The sequence below is a fragment of the Gordonia oryzae genome, assembly GCF_003797185.1.
GTDB lineage: Bacteria > Actinomycetota > Actinomycetes > Mycobacteriales > Mycobacteriaceae > Gordonia > Gordonia oryzae.
Window position 1 is genome coordinate 74,667 of record NZ_RKMH01000016.1, and the last position, 21,576, is coordinate 96,242.

Consider the following 21,576-nt stretch of genomic DNA (forward strand, 5'->3'; position numbering starts at 1 on the left):
GTGCCTTATGCGGCGCGCTCCGCGTGGGTACTTGCCGCTCGTGCTGGGAAGTGCTCGGAATGGGGGTCCGCTCCTTCTCTTCCGGGGCGAACTTTGCCTTCCGAGGTTCCGTAAGACCTTTGTACACCGTGATCGCGATCACATCAAGACTCAAGCGTGTCAATGTTCGGTGGCGTTCACATCACCGCCGACTGGTGCACTAGTGCAACGGTTTACGGCTCTTCAGGGGTGTGGGCCGATACTCGCCGCTGCGGTGCGTCGAGGCCTGGCGAGACGGATTCCGACGCCACAGCCGACCGCGGCACCGATCCCCAGGGCCACCGCTGCGGCCAGCGCCGGCGCGGTGGCGAACGAGGGATCCGCCTCGCGGTCGAAGTCGAGGATTGGCCAACCGTTCTCCTCGGCGTGCCGGCGCAATTGCCTGTCGGGGTTTACCACCGTGGGCCGCCCGACAACCTCGAGCATCGGCAGATCGGTCACCGAATCCGAGTACGCATAACAGAGGTCGAGATCGTAGCCGTACTCCTGCGCGATCTGCAGGATCGCCGCGGCCTTCTGCTCTCCGTAGCAGTAGAAATCGAGGTCGCCGGTGTAGTGGCCGTCGGTGATGTGCATCCGGCTCGCACGCACGTGATCGACGCCCAGCATCACACCGATCGGCTCGACCATTTCTAGCCCCGATGCCGATACCAGTGCGACGGCGTGTCCCTTCTGCCGGTGCGCGTCGATGAGGTCGACCGCGCCGCTGTAGACGAGCGGGCGGACGACCTCGTCGAGGGTGTCCGCGACGATCCGGTTCACCTCCGAGACATCCCATCCCTGACACATCGTGGTGATGTGTCGGCGCAGTCGCTCGACGTGGTCGGCGTCGGCGGCCGAGCGGGCGAAGCTCAACTGTGTGACGGCCGATCGGAGCAACGTTCGGGTGTCGAGTAGGCCCTCGGTGAAGAACTGCCGACTGAAGGCGAGAACCGACGATTTCGCGATGACGGTCTTGTCGAGGTCGAAGAATGCGGCGACCGGCGGCGTTTGGCGAATACCCGGGCGATCATCGCTCATTTCGGGCATCGTACTGGAGTTCTGCGATGGTGTAAGTCGACTTGGGCTATCCCGCGCGATGCCGCCTCACAGCGGTGGCGATCACCGCTGTGAGGCTTGGGTACAGGGCAACAAACCTGCAGGCAGTGAGACGAATCTGCGATGTTGTGTCGGGTCTCGCGAGTTGTTTGCGAGTGCCGTGTGAACGTGTATAGTCGTAGGCACCCGGTCTTCGGACCGGTGCCGCTTCAGCCCGACCCCCCGGGGCTGAAGCGCGACGACCCCGGCCTCCTCCCCCCCTGGCCGGGGTTGTCCTCTATCTGGACCCTGTCAGCTCGTCGGGTTCCGTTGTGGCATCGCTGTCACAGGTCCTGCGGTTCCTCCACAGAACCGGCTGCGTCCACGGGCCGACAGCTCCGCGCTGGTGCGCACAGAACGACGACGTCGGAATCGGCCACGATGGCGCTCATGTCCGAAGCCCTCCTCGCCCTCGTCGACGACGATTTGCGCGATGACGTTGCCCGGTGTGCCGCGGCCGCAGGCTATCGGCTGGTTCTCGGCGATCCCGAGACCTGCCGCGCCGAGTGGCTGCGGTCTCGAGCGGTCGTCGTCGACCCCCGTGCGGTCGGCGCATTGGTCTCCACATCAGTGCCGCGGCGAGCCGGGGTGCTGCTGGTTGCCAACTCCGCGCCCCCTGCCGACGTCTGGCGTTCGGCGATGGACCTCGGTGCCGGCGACGCCGCCCTGTTGCCGGCCGACGAGGGCCATCTGGTGCGCACGCTGACCGAGCTGCGTACGCCACGACGTGCCACCGGCAGCGGCGTCGCGCTGATGAGTGCGCACGGCGGGGCCGGGGCGTCGGTGCTGGCCGCTGCGGTGGCAACGGCCGCGGGCGACGCCGGTGAGCACGTGCTGCTACTCGACGCCGACGATCTCGGTGGCGGTCTCGACCTCATTCTCGGCATCGAGGACCGTCCCGGCTTGCGATGGCCGGATCTCACTCTGGAGGGCGGTGCTGTCAACGGACTTGCCCTGCACCGTGCCCTGCCACGGGTCGATGACCGGATCGCGGTACTGACCGGCCGCCGCGACGAGTCTCGCCCGGTTCATGCCGACGCGGTGCTCGCCACCATCGACGCCGGACGCTCGCACGGTGATCTGGTGGTCGTCGACCTTCCCCGCGCCGACACGGACGTCGTCCGCGGCGTCGTCGAGTCGGTGGATCTCGTCGTCCTGGTGACGTCACCGACCGTCGTCGGCTGTGCCGCCGCCCGCCAGATCGCTGCCCGGTTGCTCGCCGATGCCGCTGATCTCGCGCTCGTCGTGCGCGGCCCATCGCCGGGCGGGCTGCGCGGCGTGCAGATCGCCGAGGCCGCCGACCTGCGATTGCTGGCCGCCTACCGGCCGGACCCGCGCCTGCCGGCGCGGCTGGAGAGTGGACGACCCGGGATCGGTGCGCGCAGTCCGCTGGGGCGGGCGGCGCGAGCGGTGTACGAGGCCCTCGGTGTCGGGGCCGGGGCCGTCGGGACGGGGCGGACCGGATGAGCGCACACAACGACGAGGCGCTGCTGGATCGGGTGCGTTCCCGGTTGGCGGCCGATGCGGTGGAGCCGACGGCGGCGGTGATCGCCGACGCGATCCGCGCCGAGGCCGGTGGGGTGCTCGGCGACACCGATCTCCTCGCCGCCCTGCGATACCTACAGACCGAGTTGACCGGCGCCGGGCGGCTCGAAGAACTCCTGGCCGAGCCGGGGATCGCCGACATCCTCGTCGTCGGTCCGCAGCGGGTATGGGTGGATCGGGGTGCCGGACTGGAACTCTCGGGGATCACCTTCGACGACGACGCAGCGGTCCGCAGGCTGGCCGGACGGCTGGCGCTGGGCGCCGGACGCCGACTCGACGACGCCCAGCCGTGGGTCGACGGACAGTTGTCGAATGTCGGACGCCGGGGATACACGGTCCGCCTGCACGCCGTGATACCCCCGTTGGCTGCCGACGGCACATGTTTGTCGCTGCGTGTGCTGCGCAGTGCCGGAATGGGTTTCGATGCGATGGTCGATTCCGGCGCGATTCCGGCCGAGGCGGCCGAAGTCATGGGTGAGGTACTGCGTGCCCGGTTGTCGTTCCTGATCATTGGCGGCACCGGGTCGGGCAAGACAACGCTTCTCGGTGCGCTGATCGGACAGATGGGCGCCACCGAACGGGTCCTGTGCGTCGAGGATGCGCTCGAACTGACGCCGACCCACCCGCATGTGGTGCGACTGGTGGCGCGAACGGCGAATGTCGAAGGGGCGGGCGAGGTTGCGGTACGGGCCCTGGTGCGCCAAGCGCTGCGGATGCGACCCGATCGAATCATTCTCGGCGAGGTGCGGGGTGCGGAGGTGATCGATCTGCTGACCGCCCTGAACACCGGTCACGACGGTAGCGGCGGCACCCTGCACGCCAACTCGACCGCCGAGGTACCCGCGCGGATGGAAGCGCTCGCCGCCTTGGGTGGGATGGGCCGTGACGCCCTGCATAGCCAGCTCGCCGCAGCTGTCCATGTCGTTCTCGGTGTCGCCCGCAACCTCGACGGAACGCGTGGTCTGTCCGAGATCGGTGTGTTGCGCCGCGGGGCCGACGGCCTCGTCACGGTGGTGCCGATCTGGCTACGTAGTCTCGGATTCACCTCGTCCCGAGCTCTTTTCGATGAGATGGTCGCGATTCGATGACGGTGATCCTGCTTGCCTCGGCGTGTGCGGTCTTGTGGTCGGGCGCACCGCGCGCCGCCCATCGGCTCCGGTCAGTGGGCGGGCGGCACACTCGCTCCACCGCGAGAGTCGCGACATTGCGATGGATCGTTGTGCCCATCGGGATCTGCGGTGCGCTGCTGGTCGGCGGTATTGCTGCGGCGGTCGCTGCGGGAATCGTGGCCGGCGTGTACGGATGGCGGGCTCACCGACGCCGTGCCGCCGAGCGGGCCGACGTGCGGCGAGATGATCTCTTGACCGCGCTGTCGTTGATGATCGCCGAGCTTTCGGTCGGTGCGCCACCCGCCCATGCCTGTGCGGCCGCTGCGGCGGAGATGGCGGCCATGGATAGCGTTACCGAACAACAAGATTCGGTGTCCTCGGCGCTGTCGGTGCTGGCCGGGCGTGCCGAACTCGGTGGTGGGGTTCTGATCGACTTGACCGCAACGCGCAGCGCCGACGACTCGTGGCAGCGTATCGCGACGGCCTGGCAGACGTCGGAGTCCCACGGGCTGCCGCTGGCCGATCTGCTGGGATCGGTGCGCTCGGATCTGTTGGCCCGTAGGGCCTTCGTCGAGCGCACCCGGGCCGGAATGGCCGGTCCCCGCGCCACCGCCACGGTCCTCGCCGGACTCCCGCTCCTCGGCATCGCTCTCGGGCAGGCCACCGGTGCGCGACCACTGTCGACCCTGCTGGGCGGTGGCCTCGGTGGAATCCTCCTCGTCGTCGGTACCGCGCTGGTCGCGAGCGGGCTGCTCTGGGCGGACCGCATCGCCGCGAAGGTGGTGGCACCGTGAGCGGCGGTCTGCGCAAGGGGGTGGCCCGGTGAAGACCCTGGCCCTGCTCCTGGCGGCGGTCGCCTGCTGGATCTGGCCGGCGGCGCGATGGCGTCTCTACCGGGTGATCGATCTGCCCGCACCGCCTTCCCGGCAACCACGATTGCTCGGGGCGAGGGACCGTGGGACGGACCCGTTCGCCACCGCGGCCGCATTGGACCTGCTCGCGGTGTGCCTGCGCGCCGGGCTACCGGTGGCGCAGGCGATCCGGGTCGCCGCGTCGAGTGCGCCGCCGTCGCTGGCGCGGCCGTTGACCGCGACCGCTGAACTCCTCGAACTCGGCGCCGACCCGGACCGGGCCTGGGCTGCTCCCGAGGTGTCACCGGATACCCGCCGACGTCGGCGACGGGTGGCGTCGACCGACGCCGGCGCAGACTGTTTCGCAGATCTGACGATGCTCGCCCGGCGATCGGCGCGCGCCGGCTCGGCGCTGGCCGACGGGGTTGGCGAACTCGCCGTACAGGTCCGCCGGCGTGCCCACGACGAAGCGCTGGCCCGCGCCGAGCGGGCCGGGGTGATGGTCAGTGGGCCATTGGGTCTGTGTTTCCTGCCGGCCTTCATCTGTTTGGGCATCGTGCCCGTGGTCATCGGCCTCGCGTCGCAGACTCTGGGAGGTCTCTAGAAAAACTTGCGCGGGGAGGGAGCCAAATCGCCACCGCCCGCGTCCAATTGTCGCAACGTTCGAACACCCGAAAGGAAAAGACATGTCACAGAACATCAATCAAAGCCCTCCCGACGACAACGAACCCATTGAGAACTCGCGCGGCTTGCGCGCTGCCGGCGAGTGGCTGAACACCACGACGCTGCGCCTGATCAGCGACGAGGAGGGGATGAGCACCGCCGAATACGCTATCGGCACCATCGCTGCCGCGGCGTTCGGTGCGATTCTCTACACCGTCGTCACCGGCAATGACATCGTTGCCGCACTCACCGGGATCATCAACAAGGCCCTCACGACCTCGGTGAGCTGATGAGGGTGTGTCATCGGGCCGTGCTACGACGTCTTGTCGACGATGACGCGGGCATGGTCACCGTCGAGGCGGCGTATGCGATCGTGGCGATCGTGGCGGTTCTGCTCCTGGGTATCGGGGCGATCGGTGCGGTGATCGCCGAGATCCGGTGCACCGATGCCGCCCGTGAGGTCGCGCGGCTGACCGCAGCCGGTGACGCCGGGGCGCGGGCGGCCGGAGCCCGGCTGGTCGGCGCCGACGCGATCATCACGGTGAGCGAGCAGGGTGGCAAGGTCGTCGTCTCGGTTACCGACCGGGTGCTCTCGCTGCCCGGGCTGACGATGTCGGCCCGGGCAGTTGCGGGCAAGGAGCCGGACGGTTCCGATCACGTCGACATCGCGCCGGGGGTGACGCCGTGAAAACGTTTGTGCGCCTTGCTCGTGATGATCGCGGGTACGCCACGGTCGCGGCGGCCGGGGTCATCGTCGGGGTGGTGTCGGTCCTGGTGATGCTGGTTTATCTCGGTGCGGCGGTGATCGCCCGGCACCGGGCACAGTCGGCCGCCGACCTCGCGGCCCTTGCCGCGGCGATCGATCACGTCTCCGGTGATGCAGACGCGTGCGCAACCGCCCGGGAGGTGATCGACGATCAGCGTTCGGGGGCGGTGCTGCGCCGGTGCCGTACCGACGGCACCGACGTCGTCGTCGAGGCAGTCGCGCCGATCATTCTAGGGCTCTTCGGTTCTCGCGATGCGTCCGCGGCGGCGCGGGCGGGTCCGGCGGAGTGAACCAACCCACAGCCCCTCACCGCCGCTAACCGATGGCGTCGTCGTCGATGATGATCCGCTTGGGGTAGACGCGCACCGAATGCATCGGCGCGAACCACACCTGACCGAAATACACCGACGTGTCACCCCGGTAGGCCAGTTCCGGAACACCGTCACCGTAGGCGGTGCGGACTCGCGGGCGTACCGCGGTGACGAACGGCGCCCAGTGCACCACCTCCCCCTCGGTGAGGAAGCCACCCGCCGCTGCCCAGGTGTCACCCGAAAAGCCCTCGGAGATCGCGAGGTACACCTCGCCGAGTGACGGGCTGATGCGAGGCCCGACCATGGCGCTCTGTAGATACCACTGGGCGGTATCGGCCACGGTCGGGTTCTCCAGGCTGGCCGACGCCCACGCGTAGTGGATATCGAGCGCGTCGAGTGCCTCGGCCTCGGAGAAGAACACGTCGCGCTCACCGATCGTCGACGGCATCCGGTCGGGTTCCTGAGTGGGGCGGGCGAGCAGGAAGTGCACCGGGCACGGCCGCAGGATCGTGCCCTGCGCCCCGGTGTGCCAGGCGTCCCGGTCGAGCCCAGCATCGCTGTCCCGCCCGGCATCCCCGTCCCGCCCGGCATCGCTGTCCTGCATTGGTCGATTATCGCCGAGAAGCGAGGGTGTGGTTCCTTCCGACACGGCATTCACCGAGACGCCTTGACGATTCATGTGGGCGCACGCCGAGGCGCTGAAATGCGTCGATGATGCCGGGTTTGACCTCTGATGGACACTCTCAGCCTGCGAGCAACGCGGACAGCAGCGACAAGGTGGTGATGGCTCCGGCCTTGTCGAGTGGATCGTTTCCGTTGCCGCACTTGGGGGACTGCACGCACGACGGGCAGCCGCTCTCGCAGCCGCAGCCGGCGACGGCGTCCCGGGTGGCGGCGATCCAGGCGGCGAATTTCGAGTAGCCGCGTTCGGCGAATCCCGCGCCGCCCAGGTAGCCGTCGTAGACGAACACCGTCGGCAGTCCGGTGTCGGGGTGCCGGTTGGTGGAGACCCCACCGATGTCCCAGCGGTCGCACGTCGCGATCAGAGGCAGCAGACCGATGGCGGCGTGTTCGGCGGCGTGTAGCGAGCCTGGCAGTCGGGTCGCGTCGATCCCGTCGGCGGCGAGGACCTCCGGCGGCAGCGTGTACATGACCGCGCGGGTGTGCAGGGTCTGACGTGGCATGTCGAGTTCGACGGCGTCGAGCACCTCGCCGGAGAGCAGCGTGCGTAGATAGCCGACAACCTGATGGGTGACGTCGACGTCGACCAGCGCGGTGTGCAGCGCCCCGTGATCGGTGGCGGCGACGACGTCGGTGATGGTGATCTCGGTGGTCTCCCGGGCCGACGTCGTCCAGTCCGGCTCCTCGGGGTGGGCCAGTGCCAGTCCGCCGTCGATGTCGAGCTCGTCGACGACGTAGGTGCGGCCCTGATGGATGTGCGCGGCACCGGGATGCACGGTTGCCGGCGCGCGTCCGGCGTCGACGGTGCCGAGCAACTCCGAGGTGGTCGCGTCGACGATCAGGATCTGTCCGCCGATGCCGCCGCGGATGTCGATGTCGCCGTGCGGATCCACCCCCGGCGCGGCATACCAGCCGGTCTTGCGCTTGCGCAGCAGCCCCTGCGCAGCGAGGTCGGCGACCAGCTGGCCGGCGCGCCATTGCTCGATCTCGGCATCCTGGACCGGGAATTCGGTTGCCGCACAGAGCAGGTGGGGGCCAAGGATATGGCGATTGGTCGGGTCGATGACCGGGGTCTCGACCGGCGTGCCGAGCAATGCCTGTGGGTGATGGACCAGATAGGTGTCGAGCGGATCGTCACGGGCGACGAGCACCACGAGTGCGTCGCCCGAGGTGCGCTGACGACCGGCACGTCCGGCCTGTTGCCAGAACGATGCGACGCTGCCCGGGTACCCGGCGATGATGACCGCGTCGAGGCCGCTGATATCGACGCCGAGCTCAAGTGCGTTGGTGGTGGCCACGCCGACGAGTTCGCCGGAGGAGATGGCGTGTTCGAGTGCGCGCCGGTCGTCGGCAAGATACCCGGCGCGATATGCCGCGATCTTGTCGACGAGCTCGGGGGCGCTGTGCGCCAACAGATCACGGGCTTGCATCGCGGTGATCTCCACACCGCGCCGACTGCGCCCGAAGCACAGTGTGCGTGCGCCTTCGATGACGAAATCGGCAAGTAGTCTTGAGGATTCGGCACCCGCCGACCGGCGAACCGGAGCACCGTTCTCGCCGCTGATCCCCGGTACGAAATCGGGCTCCCACAGGGCGATGGTGCGTTCGCCGCGCGGCGAACCGTCCTCGGTCACCCCGACGGCAGGTTCGCCGATGAGCCGAGACAAGGCAGCGGCGGGGTCGGCGACGGTGGCGCTGGCCGCGATCACCGTCGGATTCGATCCACACGCTCGTGCCAGTCGTAACAATCGCCGCAGCACCAGCGCCGTGTGCGAACCGAACACCCCACGGTAGTGGTGACATTCGTCGATCACGATGTATCGCAGGTGTCGGAAGAACTGCCGCCACTGACCGCGCACCGGGCCCGTCGACGAGCCGCCGCCACCGGAGAGCACGCCGGTGAGTATCCCGATGTGCAGCATGTCGGGATTGGTGAAGATCCACCGGGAATGCGTGCGTGCCCAATGCCGTATGTCCGGATCGGTGTCGCCGTCGTAGGCGCACGGCGCGAGGTGCGCGAACGGACCGCGCCCGGCGGTCAGTGCGGAAACTGCCCGGATCTGGTCGGCGCCGAGCGCCTTGCTGGGCGCCAAATACAGTGCAGTGGAGTGTGGTTCGGTGAGCATGGCATTCAGGATCGGTAATTGGTAGGCCACCGACTTTCCCGATGCGGTGCCCGTGGAAATGGACACATGTCGACCCGAGTGTGCATGTTCGGCTGCGGCCGCCTGATGAATCCATGGTTTCGTGATGCCGTTCGCCTCGAATGCCTCTCGCACGTGCTCGTCGACCCATTCTGGCCAGTCGGTGAAAGTCGCTGTGCGCGATGGGATGACGGACAGGTGCGTGACTGGACCAGAGTCCGCTTCGGTACCGGCGAGGGAGCGGCGGAGGAGTTCGGTTCCGAAGGTGTGGCTGCTCATAACTCTTTGTCGTCTACTGTGTCGCGTGGCGGTCTGCCCTGGTTCTCAAACTCTGCGACGGGGATTCGAGACCGAATTGATATGTGACGCTCTGGCGTGACGTCGGTGCAGATGTTACTGCGTGCTGTCGAGCGGTTGAAATCGTCCACATTTTCGATCTTGCTGGTTCCTGTGACTATCGCATCGGTGTCAGACGTGATTGACTATGTGCGGCCGCAGCTTCTTCCGGTGCATCGTCACTGCGGTGATCGGGGGAATCGGGTTGCAGCCGTGGTACTGAGTTTTTCCCTCCCTGAGTCGCGTGCTCGGTTCATCGGGGTTTCTTCGAGGTATGGCGGTCAGAACCGGCCACGGTGCGAGTACATCTCGTATCGGAGTCAGATCGAATGAATGTGAAGGATTGCAGTAATGGCACAGGGAACTGTGAAGTGGTTCAACGCGGAAAAGGGCTTCGGCTTCATCGCTCCTGACGAGGGGTCCGACGACGTGTTCGTCCACTACTCCGAGATCCAGGGATCCGGTTTCCGCACCCTCGAAGAGAACCAGCGTGTCGAGTTCGAGGTCGGGCAGGGCACGAAGGGCCCCCAGGCGACGGGCGTCCGCGCCGTCTGATAGGCGACCTCGCGGCAACGCGAAGAGGTTTGTCTTAACCGCTCCCGGTCTGGGTCGTCCAGACCGGGAGCGGTTTTCTCTGTCCGGCCTCTGATGTTTGGGTCCCGTGTGGCGGGCGCTGCCGCTGGTACCTCGCGCAGCGCAGTAGGCTCCTATCCGTGGGTCAGTTGGCGTTTTTCTCGGCGGAGACCGACGAACCGGTGATCGACGATCTGGCGGGTCTCCTCGCCGGTCCCGGACAGTCGGCGCCGGTGTATGCCGGGGCGGACCTCGTCGGTACGCGCGTGTCGGTCATCGTCGCGCAACGATGGCGCGCCGACGCCATCGTTGCGCAGGTACAGACGGTCGGGCTCGATGCCGAGGTCATCACGTCCGACGAGGGCAATCCCTTGGCGCGCACCGCGCCGAGTCCGCGTCTTGATGAACTGCACCTCCGCTGGTCGACGGGTGCGGTCAAGACGATGCCCGCCGCGTGGGTCCCGACACCGCATGCGTTGCGGTTTTGGGTGCTGGCAGCCGGCCGCACCGATCCGACCGGCCAGTACCTCCTCGGGCTCGATGCGCACTGCCCGGACTCGCATTCGGTGCTGGCTACCGCGCTGATGCGGGTGGGTATCGCGCCGACCCTGGTCGGCAACCGGATCGGTGCGCCTGCGCTGCGGGTGGGGCGCCGCCGGCTGACGCGGTTGGCTGAGTATGTCGGCCCGCCGCCACCCGGTGCGACGGACCGCGAATGGCCCGGTGGCTGCTGATCGTCGAGGTGCGCGCGACCGTCGGGTCCCGGTATCGGGTGACGCCGATGACGCCGCACTGTGATGCATGCTTCACAGCCGTCCGACCAGCGAATTCATGGAAAGAATTCGAGATGTCCGGTCCGTCGGGTATACCTTGCCGGGAATTCGGATGTGCAATAGGCGCTATATATAAGGTACAACCCCACTGAACGAAACAAGAGCGGCTCCGGGCACAATCATCCTCCCGAAGACCGACTCGATAGCGAAGGACCCCCGTTGGCCGAGACCAGCACCACAAGCCCTACGAGCGGCACAGCGATTCGACGGCTCGTGATCGTCGAGTCGCCCACCAAGGCGCGCAAGATCGCCGGGTACCTGGGGGCGAACTATGTGGTCGAGTCGTCCCGTGGACACATCCGGGACCTGCCGCGCGGCGCCGCAGACGTCCCGGCCAAGTACAAGGGCCAGTCCTGGGCGCGCCTGGGTGTGAACGTCGACGAGAACTTCGAGCCGCTCTATGTCGTCTCGCCCGACAAGAAGTCGACGGTCACCGAACTCAAGTCGCTGATGCGCGATGTCGACGAGCTCTATCTCGCCACCGACGGTGACCGCGAGGGGGAGGCGATCGCCTGGCACCTGCTCGAGACGCTCAAGCCGAAGATCCCGGTCAAGCGGATGGTGTTCCACGAGATCACCGAGCCGGCGATCCGCGCGGCCGCGGAGAATCCCCGCGACCTCGACATCGATCTCGTCGATGCCCAGGAGACCCGCCGCATTCTGGACCGTCTCTACGGTTACGAGGTCTCCCCGGTGCTCTGGAAGAAGGTCATGCCGAAGCTGTCGGCAGGCCGTGTGCAGTCGGTGGCCACCCGCATCATCGTCGAGCGTGAACGAGAGCGCATGGCATTCGTCTCCGCGGAATACTGGGACATCGACGCCACCATGAACGCCGGCGGGTCGCAGGCGGACGAATCCAATCCACGCAGCTTCTCCGCGCGCCTGGTCAACGTCGACGACGCGCGCGTCGCAACCGGCCGTGATTTCACCGCGAAGGGTGTCCTGAAGAAGGTCGACGGCGTCATCGTCCTCGACGAGTCCCGGGCCACCGCGCTGGCCGGCGCCCTTGACGGCGCCGACATGACTGTCACCTCGGTCGAGGAGAAGCCCTACACCCGACGACCGTACGCGCCGTTCATGACCTCGACGCTGCAGCAGGAAGCCGGCCGCAAGTTGCGGTTCTCCTCCGACCGCACCATGCGCATCGCGCAGCGCCTCTACGAGAACGGCTTCATCACCTACATGCGTACCGACTCGACGACGCTGAGCGAGTCGGCCATCAACGCCGCTCGCACGCAGGCGCGAGAGCTGTATGGCGACAACTTCGTCCACCCGACCCCGCGGCAGTACACGCGCAAGGTCAAAAACGCCCAGGAAGCTCACGAGGCGATCCGCCCGGCTGGCGAGACGTTCCGCACGCCCGGCCAGGTCGCCGGGCAGCTCGAGACCGACGAATTCCGTCTCTACGAACTGATCTGGCAGCGCACGGTGGCCAGCCAGATGGCCGACGCCAAGGGCACCACCTTGAGCCTGCGCATCACCGGAACCGCCTCCAGCGGCGAGGAATGCACCTTTGCCGCGTCGGGGCGCACAATCACCTTCCCTGGCTTCTTGTCGGCCTACGTCGAGACGGTCGACGAACAGGCAGGTGGCCAGGCCGACGATGCCGAGAACCGCCTGCCGCAGCTGGCCGAGGGCCAGTCGTTGACCGCCTCGGAGCTGCGTGCCGACGGCCACTCCACCAACCCCCCCGCCCGCTTCACCGAGGCGTCGCTGGTGAAGGTACTCGAGGAACTCGGTATCGGTCGCCCGTCGACCTACGCCTCGATCATCGGCACCATCCAGGACCGCGGTTATGTGGTCAAGAAGGGCAACGCGCTGGTGCCCTCGTGGATCGCGTTCGCCGTCGTCGGCTTGCTGGAGGCGTACTTCGAGAGCCTCGTCGACTACGACTTCACCGCGTCTCTCGAGGACGATCTCGACCAGATCGCCAACGGTCAGGAGAACCGCACCCGGTGGCTCACCGAGTTCTACTTCGGTGATTCGGCCGCGAATGCCGCCGGGAGCGGAGCGAGCGGGCCGAATGTGGCTGGCGCCGGGAGCGGAGCGAGCGGGCCGAATGTGGCTGGCGCCGGGAGCGGAGCGAGCGGGCCGAATGTGGCCGGCTCGGAAATCGCCAAGCACGGGGGGTTGAAGAAGCTCGTCGGGGTCAACCTCGAGGAGATCGACGCCCGCGAGGTCAACTCGATCCGGCTGTTCGACGACGAGCAGGGTCGACCGGTCTGTGTGCGCGTTGGACGATTCGGTCCGTACCTCGAACGTAACGTCGCAGCGAGCGCCGACGCGGAACCGGACCTGCAGCGTGCCAACCTGCCCGCCGACATGACTCCTGACGAGCTCACCCTCGCCGTGGCGGAGAAGCTGTTCTCCACGCCGCAGGAGGGACGCATACTCGGCACCGACCCGGTGACCGGGAACGACATCGTGGTCAAGGAGGGTAGATTTGGCCCGTACGTGACCGAGATCCTGCCCGCCGAAGACGATGGTGACGATTCCGGCTCGGCCGGCGCGCCGGCGACGATCCCGGCCGGGCCCACCCCGCGTGACGGCGGTGGCGCCGGTGACGGTGAGGTCGTCCCGCTCGACGACACGCCGGCCGGCACGGGCGGATCGGCCTCTGGTGGTTCGACGGCCACCAAGACCGCCGTCAAGAAGGCTGTCGCCAAGAGGACCGCTGCGAAGAAGACCGCCAAGAAGGCTGCGGGCCCCAAGCCGCGGACCGGATCGTTGTTCAAGACCATGGACATTTCCACCGTCACGCTCGACGACGCGCTGAAGCTGCTGTCGTTGCCGCGCGTGGTCGGTGTCGATCCGGCGTCGAACGAGGAGATCACCGCCCAGAACGGCCGCTACGGCCCGTACCTGAAGAAGGGTACCGACTCGCGGTCGCTGACCAGCGAAGATCAGTTGTTCAGCATCACTCTCGACGAGGCCCTCACGATCTACTCCGAGCCCAAGCGTCGAGGCCGGGCCGCTGCCGCTCCGCCGCTGCGTGAATTGGGCAAGAATGACGAGGTGAGTGGGCAGCCGATGGTGATCAAGGACGGCCGTTTCGGCCCGTACGTCACCGACGGCGAGACCAACGCCAGCCTGCGCAAGGGCGACGAGGTGGCCTCTATCACCCCCGAGCGGGCGATGGAATTGCTAGCGGACCGTCGCGCGCGCGGACCCGCCAAGAAGGCAACCAAGAAGGCCGCGAAGAAGACGCCTGCCAAGAAGTCAGCAGCCAAGAAGACGCCTGCCAAGAAGACGGCAGCCAAGAAGACGGCAGCCAAGAAGACAGCAGCCAAGAAGACAGCAGCCAAGAAGACGGGTGCCAACAAGACGGCTGCCAAAAAGTCGGCCCCTGGCGCATCGGGGGACTGAGGGGTCCGAATCCGGCCCCGGCCGGCGGATCTACGCGTGCTGAATCGAGGCTGCTCAGCGCACCGCGGTGACGGGGATCGGGCTGGTGTTCATCGGGTCGACCTGCGGGCGCGCCAGCAAGGTCTCGATGCCGCGTCCGCGCAGTTCTACGCCTTCACCGATCTCCCAGTACTCGGCCTCATCGTGCGAGGCCAGGAACACCGCTCGCGCAGACCCGAGCACACGTGTCGGCTCGTCCTTGGCGAGCTCGGTGAGGCGCGCGGCCTCGTTGACCGGGTCACCGATCACGGTGTACTCCAGGCGCTGTTCGGACCCGATGTGGCCGGCGATAGCCTTGCCCGCCGACACCCCGATCCCGATGTCGGTGTCGCCGAGCGTCCGGTACAGCTCGATGCGCAGCTCGCGTGCCGATGCCAGTGCGCGACCGGCGAAGTCTTCCAGGTCCAGGGGCGCACCGAAGATTGCGAGCGCGGCATCACCCTGGAATTTGTTCACGAAGCCGCCGTGTCGCCCGACCACCGCCACCACAACGCGGAAGAACTCGTTGAGCATGTCGACGACCTCCCGCGGGGGGCGGTTCACTGCTAGGCGTGTCGAGCCGACGATGTCGACGAACAGCACTCCTACATAGCGTTCCTCGCCGCCGAGTTCCGTGCCGATCTCGATGGCGCGGCGCGCGACGTCCTCACCGACGTAGCGGCCGAACAGATTGCGCAACTGCTGGCGTTCGCGCAGATCAGCCACCATGTCGTTGAATCCGGCCTGCAGCAGGCCGAGGTCGGAGCCGTCGTAGATTTTCACCGCGGCGTTGAGATCACCTGCGGACACCTTCGACTGTGCGCGGCGCAACTGTTTGATTGGGTCGTTGATCGCCGTGACCACCCGCACGATCGCGAGCAGGCTGAAAGCCAAGGACGCCAACGCCATCCACAGGATCGGCCGTTGCAGCCCGGCGGCGTCGGTCTCGATGAATTTCAGCCGCTGCATCGTGATCAGGCCGACGATGACCAGCATCGGGGCGACCACACTGATCACCCAGAACACGGTGATGCGGGTGGTGACCCCTGGTGCGATCGCGTTGTCGGGGTTGTTGGCCATTGCCGCGACGGTGATGGGTCGCAGCACCTTCTCGAATTGCAGGAAGCTCAGCACGCAGGTCACCAGTGCACCGATGAAGCTGGCCATCGCGACGATGAACGCATCCCGGTGCGAGACAGCCAGATTCACGCAGGTGAACAGGATGCCGCCGACTAGCCACATGCCGACGTTGACCGCTGAGAGAAGCATCGGCAGCTGTAACGCGCGCCGGCGGGCGCCTTCGTTGTCCAGGCGGGTGCGGCGCCGATGCCAGATCAGCACCGGCAACGACAGCTGGATACTGAGAACCGCGCCGAGAATCATGGCGACCACGAGATAGGCGGCGAAGATCGCCTGGTTGAGGGTGTTGATCTCGTCGAAGCGGAACGAGTCGCTCGCGGGCATCCCGAACCGCAGGAAGGCGAAGGTGAACAACGCACCGACCAGGTTGGCGCGCAGCATGTCGAGCGCAAGAATCGGCCACGGGGTGCGGATCAGCCACTTCCCCGTGTGTAGGGCTTGTGACACCCACGACCGACGCTTAATCACGTCACCACGGTAGCTGGCTGCTTGCAATTGTTAAACGCGGTCGATGGATCGAACGTGTCCGACATGCGGTTTAGGGTGAGGGTGTGACAAATGTCTTCGATCGGATGATCGGGCAGACGGCGGTGATCGCCGACCTGAGTGATGCCGCTCGCGCGGCACGGGGCCTGGCGAATCGACTCGACGAGCACGCCGCGGGCGCTGTGTCGATGTTCGGCGAGGCCGACGGTGACGACGATCTCGGGGATCCAGCCCGGTCGTCGATGACCCACGCCTGGTTGTTCACCGGACCGCCTGGCAGCGGCCGGTCGGTGGCCGCGACCTGTTTCGCGGCGGCACTGCAATGTCAGGACCCCGAGGTCATCGGTTGCGGCGAGTGCCGCGCCTGTTCGACGGTGATGGCGCAGACCCACGCCGACGTACGCAACATCGTGCCGCAGGGATTGAGCCTGTCGGTGGACTCGATGCGGGAGATCGTGCAGGTCGCCTCGCGACGTCCGGGCACGGGCCGCTGGCAGATCGTGATCGTCGAGGACGCCGATCGGCTCACCGAGCAGGCCGCGAACGCCCTCCTGAAGGTCGTCGAGGAACCTCCGTCGCGGACGGTATTCCTGTTGTGCGCCCCGTCAGTCGACCCCGAAGACATCTCGGTCACGCTGCGCTCGCGGTGCCGTCACATCGCCTTGACCACGCCGTCGACCGCCGACATCGAGCGCGTTCTCGTCGATCGCGACGGCATCGACGCCGAGGCGGCCCGCTGGGCGGCATCGGTCTGTGGCGGCCACATCGGCCGCGCGAAACGGCTGGCCACCGACCCGGATGCCCGGGCGCAACGGGAATCGGCGCTCGGGATCGCGCGGGCGGCGACCCGCGACTCGACTGCGTACAAAGCGGCCGAGGATCTTGTGCGCTCGGCCGAGACCGCGGCCAAGGCGATCAGTGCCGAACTCGATGAGGCCGAGACCGAGGAACTCAAGACCGCCCTGGGGGCCGGGGGGACCGGCAAGGGCACCGCCCGTGCATCACGCGGGAGTGCCGGGGCGCTCAAAGAACTGGAGCGGCGCCAGAAGTCTCGCGCCACCCGGGTCGGTCGTGACGTCCTCGATCGGGCGCTGGTCGATCTTGCCGCCCTCTATCGTGACGCGCTGGTGCTGTCGATGGGCGCCCAGGTGACCGCGATGCACCCCGATAAGACCCACGACACCACACGGCCGATGGCCTCGTATGCCAGTCCCGAACAACTGTTGCGATGCGTGCAGGCGGTGCTCGAGTGCCGCGAGGCGCTTGAGGCCAACGTCAAACCGAAGTTCGCCGTCGACGCGATGGTCGCACGGATCGGGCTGGCGATGCGCGCGACCGATCGGGTGTGAGTCCGCGCGATCGGACCTTCGCTCAGGCGTCGCCGTTGCGCTTGGCGAGTTCGCGGACCCGGTTGAGTTCGGCGATGTTGCCGAAGATCGCGATCCAGTTGTAGACGAGACACGAGATGATGCCCCACCATCCCAGCGTGAGGCAGTGCGTCTGTGCCGCCCAGAAGGCCTTGCGGATCTCGGGCCACGTGCCGATCGTCTGTGTGGGGTTGGTCAGAGCCAAGACCACCATCCCGGTGTGCCGCTTGAAGACTGCGCGGTACGCGCCCGTCGGTGCTGCGCGGTACGCGCCCGGCGGGTGGGGCTGAACCGGGTACGGCCCGGCATTCTGTTGCTGTGGGTACGGCTGCGGGTACGGGTACGGCTGTGGCGGACCGGCGTGCAGCTGTTGCGGATACGGCTGACCCGGATAGTGCTGCGGTGCGTTCATGGTCATTCTCCTCCTACCGATTCCCTGTGCGTCGACGGCTCATACGCTAGGGCACGTGGACCCGAGTACGGTGCGTGTGTCGTTCAGGTGGACGAACTCGGCTTCTTGTCGGTAACCCGACAAGAATCGAGATCTTCCTGTTGAGCCGTCGCATGGTTCCCGCCACGCCGCGCCTGGCCGGCACCGGACGCGACATCGCCGAACTCGCCGAGGAATGCACCACGCGGGCACTCGGCAGATCGGCGACGGTGACTGCGGTCGCCGAGGTCGACCTGAAGACCTCAGCAGGGGAGTTCCTGTCGCTCTTGGGGCCCCGCCGCGGTGCTGGCGTGGTGCCCGGCAGGCCGGTGACATCCCTCAGGTGGGGCGGGTGCCGGGGTGGAAACGGGTCAGACGTCAAACACGGTGCGGATCGGCATGACCACTCCGGTCATCGTGCAGGGGGGCGAAGGTGAAAACCATTGCTGTGGCGTACTTCCAGAGGAAAATTCGTTCTGCACGTCTCCTCGGCGGCCAAGCCGAGCACCAGCCCGCAAGGGATGAAGGGTAGGAAGATCGGTGTGCACGCCTGCAACGAGATTGTCTCCCAGGCGCTGCTCACCGCGAATGGCTCACCGAATCCGACGTCCAGAAGACCACCGTGCACTACGCTCCCACCCCGCTGGCCAAAGGTGCGGCGACGGCTGGGTCGCCAACATCGCCAATGAGCCGATCACGCTGGCCGAGTAGGGTTTCGAGGACATGGCGCTTCTCTGTGCGGACTTCAATCTTCCGCGCGTCACCGAAACCCTCGTCGCGCGCCAGGAGACCATCGACAACGAGTGCGACAAGACTGAAGGCTGTCCTCAAGGCCGACATCTAGGGGCAGTACGACGTCGCCGATCCCGCGGGCTCGGGAGCTCGCTGTCACCAAGTACGGCAATGATCTCCGACTCGACGAGGTCAAACAGGTTGAGGAGGCGATCGTCCAGAACATCCTCGGCGTCTGAGATGTCACCGAGCCAATGGGTTGCTCACCATGACCGACGCGTTGATCGCCAAGAAGATCGACACCCTCGCCAAGGCGAGGTCTACCCGATCACGCCCGAGCAGACCTTTCGACTTGTCCCTTGTCACGGAGATCTGCGAGGAGGACCCGACCCTGATGGGGGCCTGAGTCCGCCCAGTCGATCCCACTCGACTCCGACCATCCCGATGAGCGAGGCGCGGAGGAGTGGGAACTATGGAGCCTCGAGACCCACTGCGCTGGTGCGTATCCGGCCGCATGTGTGTCGGAACAATTGCCACCGCAACAGGTCTTGAGATCCATCCGAATGCGCATCCACCACGCCGGACCAACAACGACCATCGAGAAGGCGCCATTTCTCATCGACCCGGCGTCCCAATCCGCCCACCGGGCGTGCTCGGATACCCTGAAACTCTGCTCGGTGCGCCGCGGCCCGGGCGAACTGTGACGAGGAGTGACGACATGTCCGAGTTCATCAAGAAGATCAAGGACGAGGCCAAGGCGGTCGAGGCCGCGATCGGCAACGAACTCACCGTGCTCGAGGGCGTCCCCGGCTATGACCCGCTGGCCAAGGACGAGGACGAGGACGACAACGTCACCGCCACCGCCGACGACACCGAAGGTGGCGGGTCGCCGGTCGACGGGCCGAAGTAGGTAGCGCCCCCGTGTCGGTCTCGGCCGACCTGTTCGTTACCACCATCTAGGCGCATCAGTGGATCTACCAGCACACGCTGGGGGGATTCTTGAGGAGGTACTGAATCCTCTGTGGCCGGACCCTGGGAGAGGTCGGTCGCAGCTGGCTTTCACCAGCAGTTTTCGTTCGATGGCCCCGTCCGGACGATCCTGAGAGAATTCTGCTAATCGGCACGTACGGGCGGTTTATCCGGATTAGTGTCTTCGGTGCACGACGGGGAAGTCGGGGGCTCCTTCTCCATATCGCACACCGGATTGAAGGAGCCGATCCATGGGAAGACACAGCCTGGTACGTGAACCCGCGACCCGCCGTGTGGCTTTGGGTGCCACCGCCCTCGCGGCGTCGGCCACTCTGACGGCCGGTCTGGCCTTCGGCGACGGCCAGGCGCAGGCCTCGATTCCGCAGGTGACCAGCGGTCTGGCGAGTATCCACGACTGGTCGACGGCGACCCTGGACCAGGTGATCGCGGCGTTGGGGATCGAGAGTCAGAGCATCGGCGGTGGCGTCGCGTTGGGGCCGAACTACCTGATCGATCAATTGGCTAGTTTGCTTGGCGTCGACTCCAGCCTGATCCGTGATGGACTGGCAGCGCTTGGCGTGCAGTTCGGCAACGAACTGGCGATCGCGATTCTTCCCGGCGTGGCCGCTGCAATCCCGCTCGGCGCGGGTACCAGCGCAGCAGCGCTGTCAATTCTGGGTGTTGCGCTAGCCACCGATGGCATTACTTCCACCGTCAACGACATCTGGGATCTGGTCCTGATCCCTGAGATTCCGGTCATCAATCCCAATCCGGTCACCCTCGGGGATCTTGCGGAACTGGCCGGCATCGACCGCGCCGACCTGCCCGATGACACAGTCTTCTGTCTCGGCGCCTTGGCGGCCGCGAACTCGAAGACCGCGGGTTCGTGTCTGAACATTGCCGCCACCATCGATGCTCGTTACATCAAGGTCTCCGATGGCCAGCAGTCCGGGGAAGTGCAACTTGCACTGACCAATCCGCTCTCGGTGCTGACCTTGCTGACCGATCAGAATCAGTTGCTCGACATCCTCGCCCAGGCGATTTCCGGCGATCCCATCTACGTCACCAAGGACTTCCTCCGCCTTAGTCTGAATGGGCCGGAGAATCTCGCGCTCACCAGCGATTACGGATACTCGGGGCCGATCACGATCGCGTGGCTCGGTTCGCAGTTCGTGGTGTTCTCCGGCACCGCGCAGACACACGGCACCAACGGCCCCGACTACGTCAACTACCTGAGTGTGCCCTCCCTGACGCTTGGCACCCCGACATCGCTGCAGCAGATCATCCCGACCCTCGACGTCTCGTCGTTCAACGTCTTCGATCTGTTCACCATCCCGGCGTTCAACACCGGCAGCCTGACCTCTCCGTCGCCGACGAGCGCGACGGTCCCGGTGTCGGCGTTGCGCTCGGCGCAGCCGGAGCTGATGAGCGTGTCGGCGGCCGACGCCCCGACCACCGACGCGTCCACCGCGAATCCCGCGACCAGTGACGCCGGAGATGGGGGACAGGACTCAGGTACGCCCGCCTCGACCAACCCGGCGGCCACTCCCACGCCCGGCCAGGCCACTGCTGCCACCGGCTCGACGGATACGGATCAGCCTGCACCGCACCACGACACGCCGACCCCCGCGCCCGTCGTAACGATCCCGTCAGGGCAGTCGGGTGCCGGTGATCAAGCAGGCGGTGCCACCGGCGATCAGGCTGCAGCAAACCCGACACCGACCACCGACGACTCGTCCTCGACGACGCCGTCGAGCTCGCCGGAGGCAGGGTCCGCGACGACAGGCGGCACCACCGGTGCCTCCACTGCGAGCAATCAGCGGCAGCCCGCGGCGTGACCGCTCGCGCGATGTCTTACGACCGTCGCTGAACCAACGCCGGGGAACCTTCGAAGAACTGTCGCGGCGCCGATGATGTTGTCTGTCGAGGTGACGATCACCGATGCGACGTTCACGCATCAGGGTTTCGGTGCAGGACGTGGTCTTCGCCGTCGTCACCGTGGTCGTGTTCGCGGTGTGGGACGTGGCGAGTTCGGCGTTGCGTGCGCGTCGGCGGGGTGACGTGCACGGTCGTACCGGACAGTCGATAGGGGCATCCACTGGAGTTGCGGCGGACCTCTCGTGAGTACACCGACCGACAT

The 21,576-nt window shown here is 66.7% G+C and carries 20 protein-coding genes; 15 read left to right on the top strand and 5 right to left on the bottom strand.

All coding sequences use genetic code 11. The features are described from left to right. Positions 1-222: 222 nt before the first annotated feature. Complete coding sequence (locus tag EF294_RS18295) at positions 223-1,059, bottom strand: HAD family hydrolase (protein WP_123932390.1); 837 nt, start codon at positions 1,057-1,059, stop codon at positions 223-225. Positions 1,060-1,506: 447 nt separating this feature from the next. Between EF294_RS18295 and ssd the strand changes: the two genes are divergently transcribed. From ssd to EF294_RS18330, 7 genes are all read left to right on the top strand, one after another. Then, complete coding sequence (gene ssd / locus EF294_RS18300; RefSeq protein WP_123932391.1) at positions 1,507-2,583, top strand: septum site-determining protein Ssd; 1,077 nt, start codon at positions 1,507-1,509, stop codon at positions 2,581-2,583. Further along, positions 2,580-3,749 (top strand): TadA family conjugal transfer-associated ATPase, encoded by a 1,170-nt coding sequence (locus EF294_RS18305; RefSeq protein ID WP_123932392.1) that lies wholly within the window; start codon positions 2,580-2,582, stop codon positions 3,747-3,749. Before ssd ends, EF294_RS18305 begins: the two co-directional genes overlap by 4 nt. Beyond that, positions 3,746-4,564, top strand: coding sequence for a type II secretion system F family protein (locus tag EF294_RS18310; RefSeq protein WP_123932393.1), 819 nt, complete (start codon positions 3,746-3,748; stop codon positions 4,562-4,564). The genes EF294_RS18305 and EF294_RS18310 overlap by 4 nt, the downstream gene beginning before the upstream one ends. A 28-nt stretch (positions 4,565-4,592) precedes the next feature. Then, positions 4,593-5,225 (top strand): type II secretion system F family protein, encoded by a 633-nt coding sequence (locus EF294_RS18315; protein WP_123932394.1) that lies wholly within the window; start codon positions 4,593-4,595, stop codon positions 5,223-5,225. An 82-nt stretch (positions 5,226-5,307) separates the two neighbouring features. Next, positions 5,308-5,574, top strand: coding sequence for a DUF4244 domain-containing protein (locus EF294_RS18320; RefSeq protein WP_123932395.1), 267 nt, complete (start codon positions 5,308-5,310; stop codon positions 5,572-5,574). Next, positions 5,574-5,972, top strand: a complete 399-nt coding sequence (locus tag EF294_RS18325) for a TadE family type IV pilus minor pilin (RefSeq protein WP_123932396.1) — start codon at positions 5,574-5,576, stop codon at positions 5,970-5,972. The genes EF294_RS18320 and EF294_RS18325 overlap by 1 nt, the downstream gene beginning before the upstream one ends. Continuing rightward, positions 5,969-6,340 carry an Rv3654c family TadE-like protein gene (locus tag EF294_RS18330; RefSeq protein ID WP_425459452.1) on the top strand — a complete coding sequence of 124 codons (372 nt, stop codon included), beginning with the start codon at positions 5,969-5,971 and terminating at the stop codon, positions 6,338-6,340. The genes EF294_RS18325 and EF294_RS18330 overlap by 4 nt, the downstream gene beginning before the upstream one ends. Before the next feature lie 25 nt (positions 6,341-6,365). Here EF294_RS18330 and EF294_RS18335 read toward each other — a convergent pair whose 3' ends face one another. Together EF294_RS18335 and EF294_RS18340 are read right to left on the bottom strand one after the other, a co-directional pair. After that, positions 6,366-6,965, bottom strand: coding sequence for a hypothetical protein (locus EF294_RS18335; RefSeq protein ID WP_246007943.1), 600 nt, complete (start codon positions 6,963-6,965; stop codon positions 6,366-6,368). A gap of 139 nt (positions 6,966-7,104) precedes the next feature. Then, on the bottom strand, positions 7,105-9,465 hold the full coding sequence (locus EF294_RS18340; RefSeq protein ID WP_123932397.1) for a DEAD/DEAH box helicase: 2,361 nt from the start codon (positions 9,463-9,465) through the stop codon (positions 7,105-7,107). A 408-nt stretch (positions 9,466-9,873) separates the two neighbouring features. Here EF294_RS18340 and EF294_RS18345 point away from each other — a divergent pair, with 408 nt between their 5' ends. The 3 genes from EF294_RS18345 (at position 9,874) to topA (ending at position 14,294) form a co-directional block, all read left to right on the top strand. Beyond that, a complete protein-coding gene (locus tag EF294_RS18345) occupies positions 9,874-10,077 on the top strand; it encodes a cold-shock protein (RefSeq protein ID WP_004022110.1) in 204 nt (67 codons plus the stop codon). A 158-nt stretch (positions 10,078-10,235) separates the two neighbouring features. Beyond that, positions 10,236-10,829 carry a hypothetical protein gene (locus EF294_RS18350; RefSeq protein ID WP_123932398.1) on the top strand — a complete coding sequence of 198 codons (594 nt, stop codon included), beginning with the start codon at positions 10,236-10,238 and terminating at the stop codon, positions 10,827-10,829. Positions 10,830-11,087: 258 nt separating this feature from the next. After that, entirely contained in the window at positions 11,088-14,294 is a 3,207-nt protein-coding gene (gene topA, locus EF294_RS18355; RefSeq protein ID WP_123932399.1) for a type I DNA topoisomerase, read from the top strand. 54 nt (positions 14,295-14,348) lie between these two features. On the opposite strand, the gene EF294_RS18360 is transcribed toward topA, so the two are convergent. Continuing rightward, positions 14,349-15,833, bottom strand: a complete 1,485-nt coding sequence (locus EF294_RS18360; RefSeq protein ID WP_246007947.1) for an adenylate/guanylate cyclase domain-containing protein — start codon at positions 15,831-15,833, stop codon at positions 14,349-14,351. A gap of 170 nt (positions 15,834-16,003) precedes the next feature. On the opposite strand from EF294_RS18360, the gene EF294_RS18365 reads away from it, so the two are divergent. Continuing rightward, a complete protein-coding gene (locus tag EF294_RS18365) occupies positions 16,004-17,287 on the top strand; it encodes a DNA polymerase III subunit delta' (protein ID WP_123932401.1) in 1,284 nt (427 codons plus the stop codon). A 22-nt stretch (positions 17,288-17,309) separates the two neighbouring features. Here the strand turns inward: EF294_RS18365 and EF294_RS22265 are convergent, their stop codons facing one another. Next, positions 17,310-17,717: a hypothetical protein gene (locus EF294_RS22265; protein ID WP_246007944.1), complete on the bottom strand. Its 408-nt coding sequence runs from the start codon at positions 17,715-17,717 to the stop codon at positions 17,310-17,312. A gap of 1,018 nt (positions 17,718-18,735) precedes the next feature. Between EF294_RS22265 and EF294_RS21575 the strand changes: the two genes are divergently transcribed. The 4 genes from EF294_RS21575 to EF294_RS18390 all read left to right on the top strand — a co-directional run bounded on the left by EF294_RS21575 (position 18,736) and on the right by EF294_RS18390 (position 21,560). Further along, complete coding sequence (locus EF294_RS21575; RefSeq protein WP_185091148.1) at positions 18,736-18,873, top strand: hypothetical protein; 138 nt, start codon at positions 18,736-18,738, stop codon at positions 18,871-18,873. A 312-nt stretch (positions 18,874-19,185) separates the two neighbouring features. Further along, positions 19,186-19,377, top strand: coding sequence for a hypothetical protein (locus tag EF294_RS18380; protein WP_123932402.1), 192 nt, complete (start codon positions 19,186-19,188; stop codon positions 19,375-19,377). A 310-nt stretch (positions 19,378-19,687) separates the two neighbouring features. Continuing rightward, entirely contained in the window at positions 19,688-21,274 is a 1,587-nt protein-coding gene (locus EF294_RS18385) for a hypothetical protein (protein WP_123932403.1), read from the top strand. Between the two features lie 103 nt (positions 21,275-21,377). Next, entirely contained in the window at positions 21,378-21,560 is a 183-nt protein-coding gene (locus EF294_RS18390) for a hypothetical protein (protein WP_246007945.1), read from the top strand. Positions 21,561-21,576 lie beyond the last annotated feature (16 nt).

What these genes read in the sequence shown, in the direction of transcription:
- ssd (WP_123932391.1), top strand. Translation starts at nt 1,507, where the DNA reads ATGTCCGAAGCCCTCCTCGCCCTCGTCGACGACGATTTGCGCGATGAC.
- EF294_RS18345 (WP_004022110.1), top strand. Translation starts at nt 9,874, where the DNA reads ATGGCACAGGGAACTGTGAAGTGGTTCAACGCGGAAAAGGGCTTCGGC.
- EF294_RS18335 (WP_246007943.1), bottom strand. Translation starts at nt 6,965, where the DNA reads ATGCAGGACAGCGATGCCGGGCGGGACGGGGATGCCGGGCGGGACAGC.
- EF294_RS18320 (WP_123932395.1), top strand. Translation starts at nt 5,308, where the DNA reads ATGTCACAGAACATCAATCAAAGCCCTCCCGACGACAACGAACCCATT.
- EF294_RS18380 (WP_123932402.1), top strand. Translation starts at nt 19,186, where the DNA reads ATGTCCGAGTTCATCAAGAAGATCAAGGACGAGGCCAAGGCGGTCGAG.
- EF294_RS22265 (WP_246007944.1), bottom strand. Translation starts at nt 17,717, where the DNA reads ATGAACGCACCGCAGCACTATCCGGGTCAGCCGTATCCGCAACAGCTG.
- EF294_RS18340 (WP_123932397.1), bottom strand. Translation starts at nt 9,465, where the DNA reads ATGAGCAGCCACACCTTCGGAACCGAACTCCTCCGCCGCTCCCTCGCC.
- EF294_RS18360 (WP_246007947.1), bottom strand. Translation starts at nt 15,833, where the DNA reads ATGCTGCGCGCCAACCTGGTCGGTGCGTTGTTCACCTTCGCCTTCCTG.
- EF294_RS18305 (WP_123932392.1), top strand. Translation starts at nt 2,580, where the DNA reads ATGAGCGCACACAACGACGAGGCGCTGCTGGATCGGGTGCGTTCCCGG.
- EF294_RS18385 (WP_123932403.1), top strand. Translation starts at nt 19,688, where the DNA reads ATGGGAAGACACAGCCTGGTACGTGAACCCGCGACCCGCCGTGTGGCT.
- EF294_RS18390 (WP_246007945.1), top strand. Translation starts at nt 21,378, where the DNA reads ATGCGACGTTCACGCATCAGGGTTTCGGTGCAGGACGTGGTCTTCGCC.
- EF294_RS18325 (WP_123932396.1), top strand. Translation starts at nt 5,574, where the DNA reads ATGAGGGTGTGTCATCGGGCCGTGCTACGACGTCTTGTCGACGATGAC.
- EF294_RS18310 (WP_123932393.1), top strand. Translation starts at nt 3,746, where the DNA reads ATGACGGTGATCCTGCTTGCCTCGGCGTGTGCGGTCTTGTGGTCGGGC.
- EF294_RS21575 (WP_185091148.1), top strand. Translation starts at nt 18,736, where the DNA reads ATGACCGACGCGTTGATCGCCAAGAAGATCGACACCCTCGCCAAGGCG.
- EF294_RS18295 (WP_123932390.1), bottom strand. Translation starts at nt 1,059, where the DNA reads ATGAGCGATGATCGCCCGGGTATTCGCCAAACGCCGCCGGTCGCCGCA.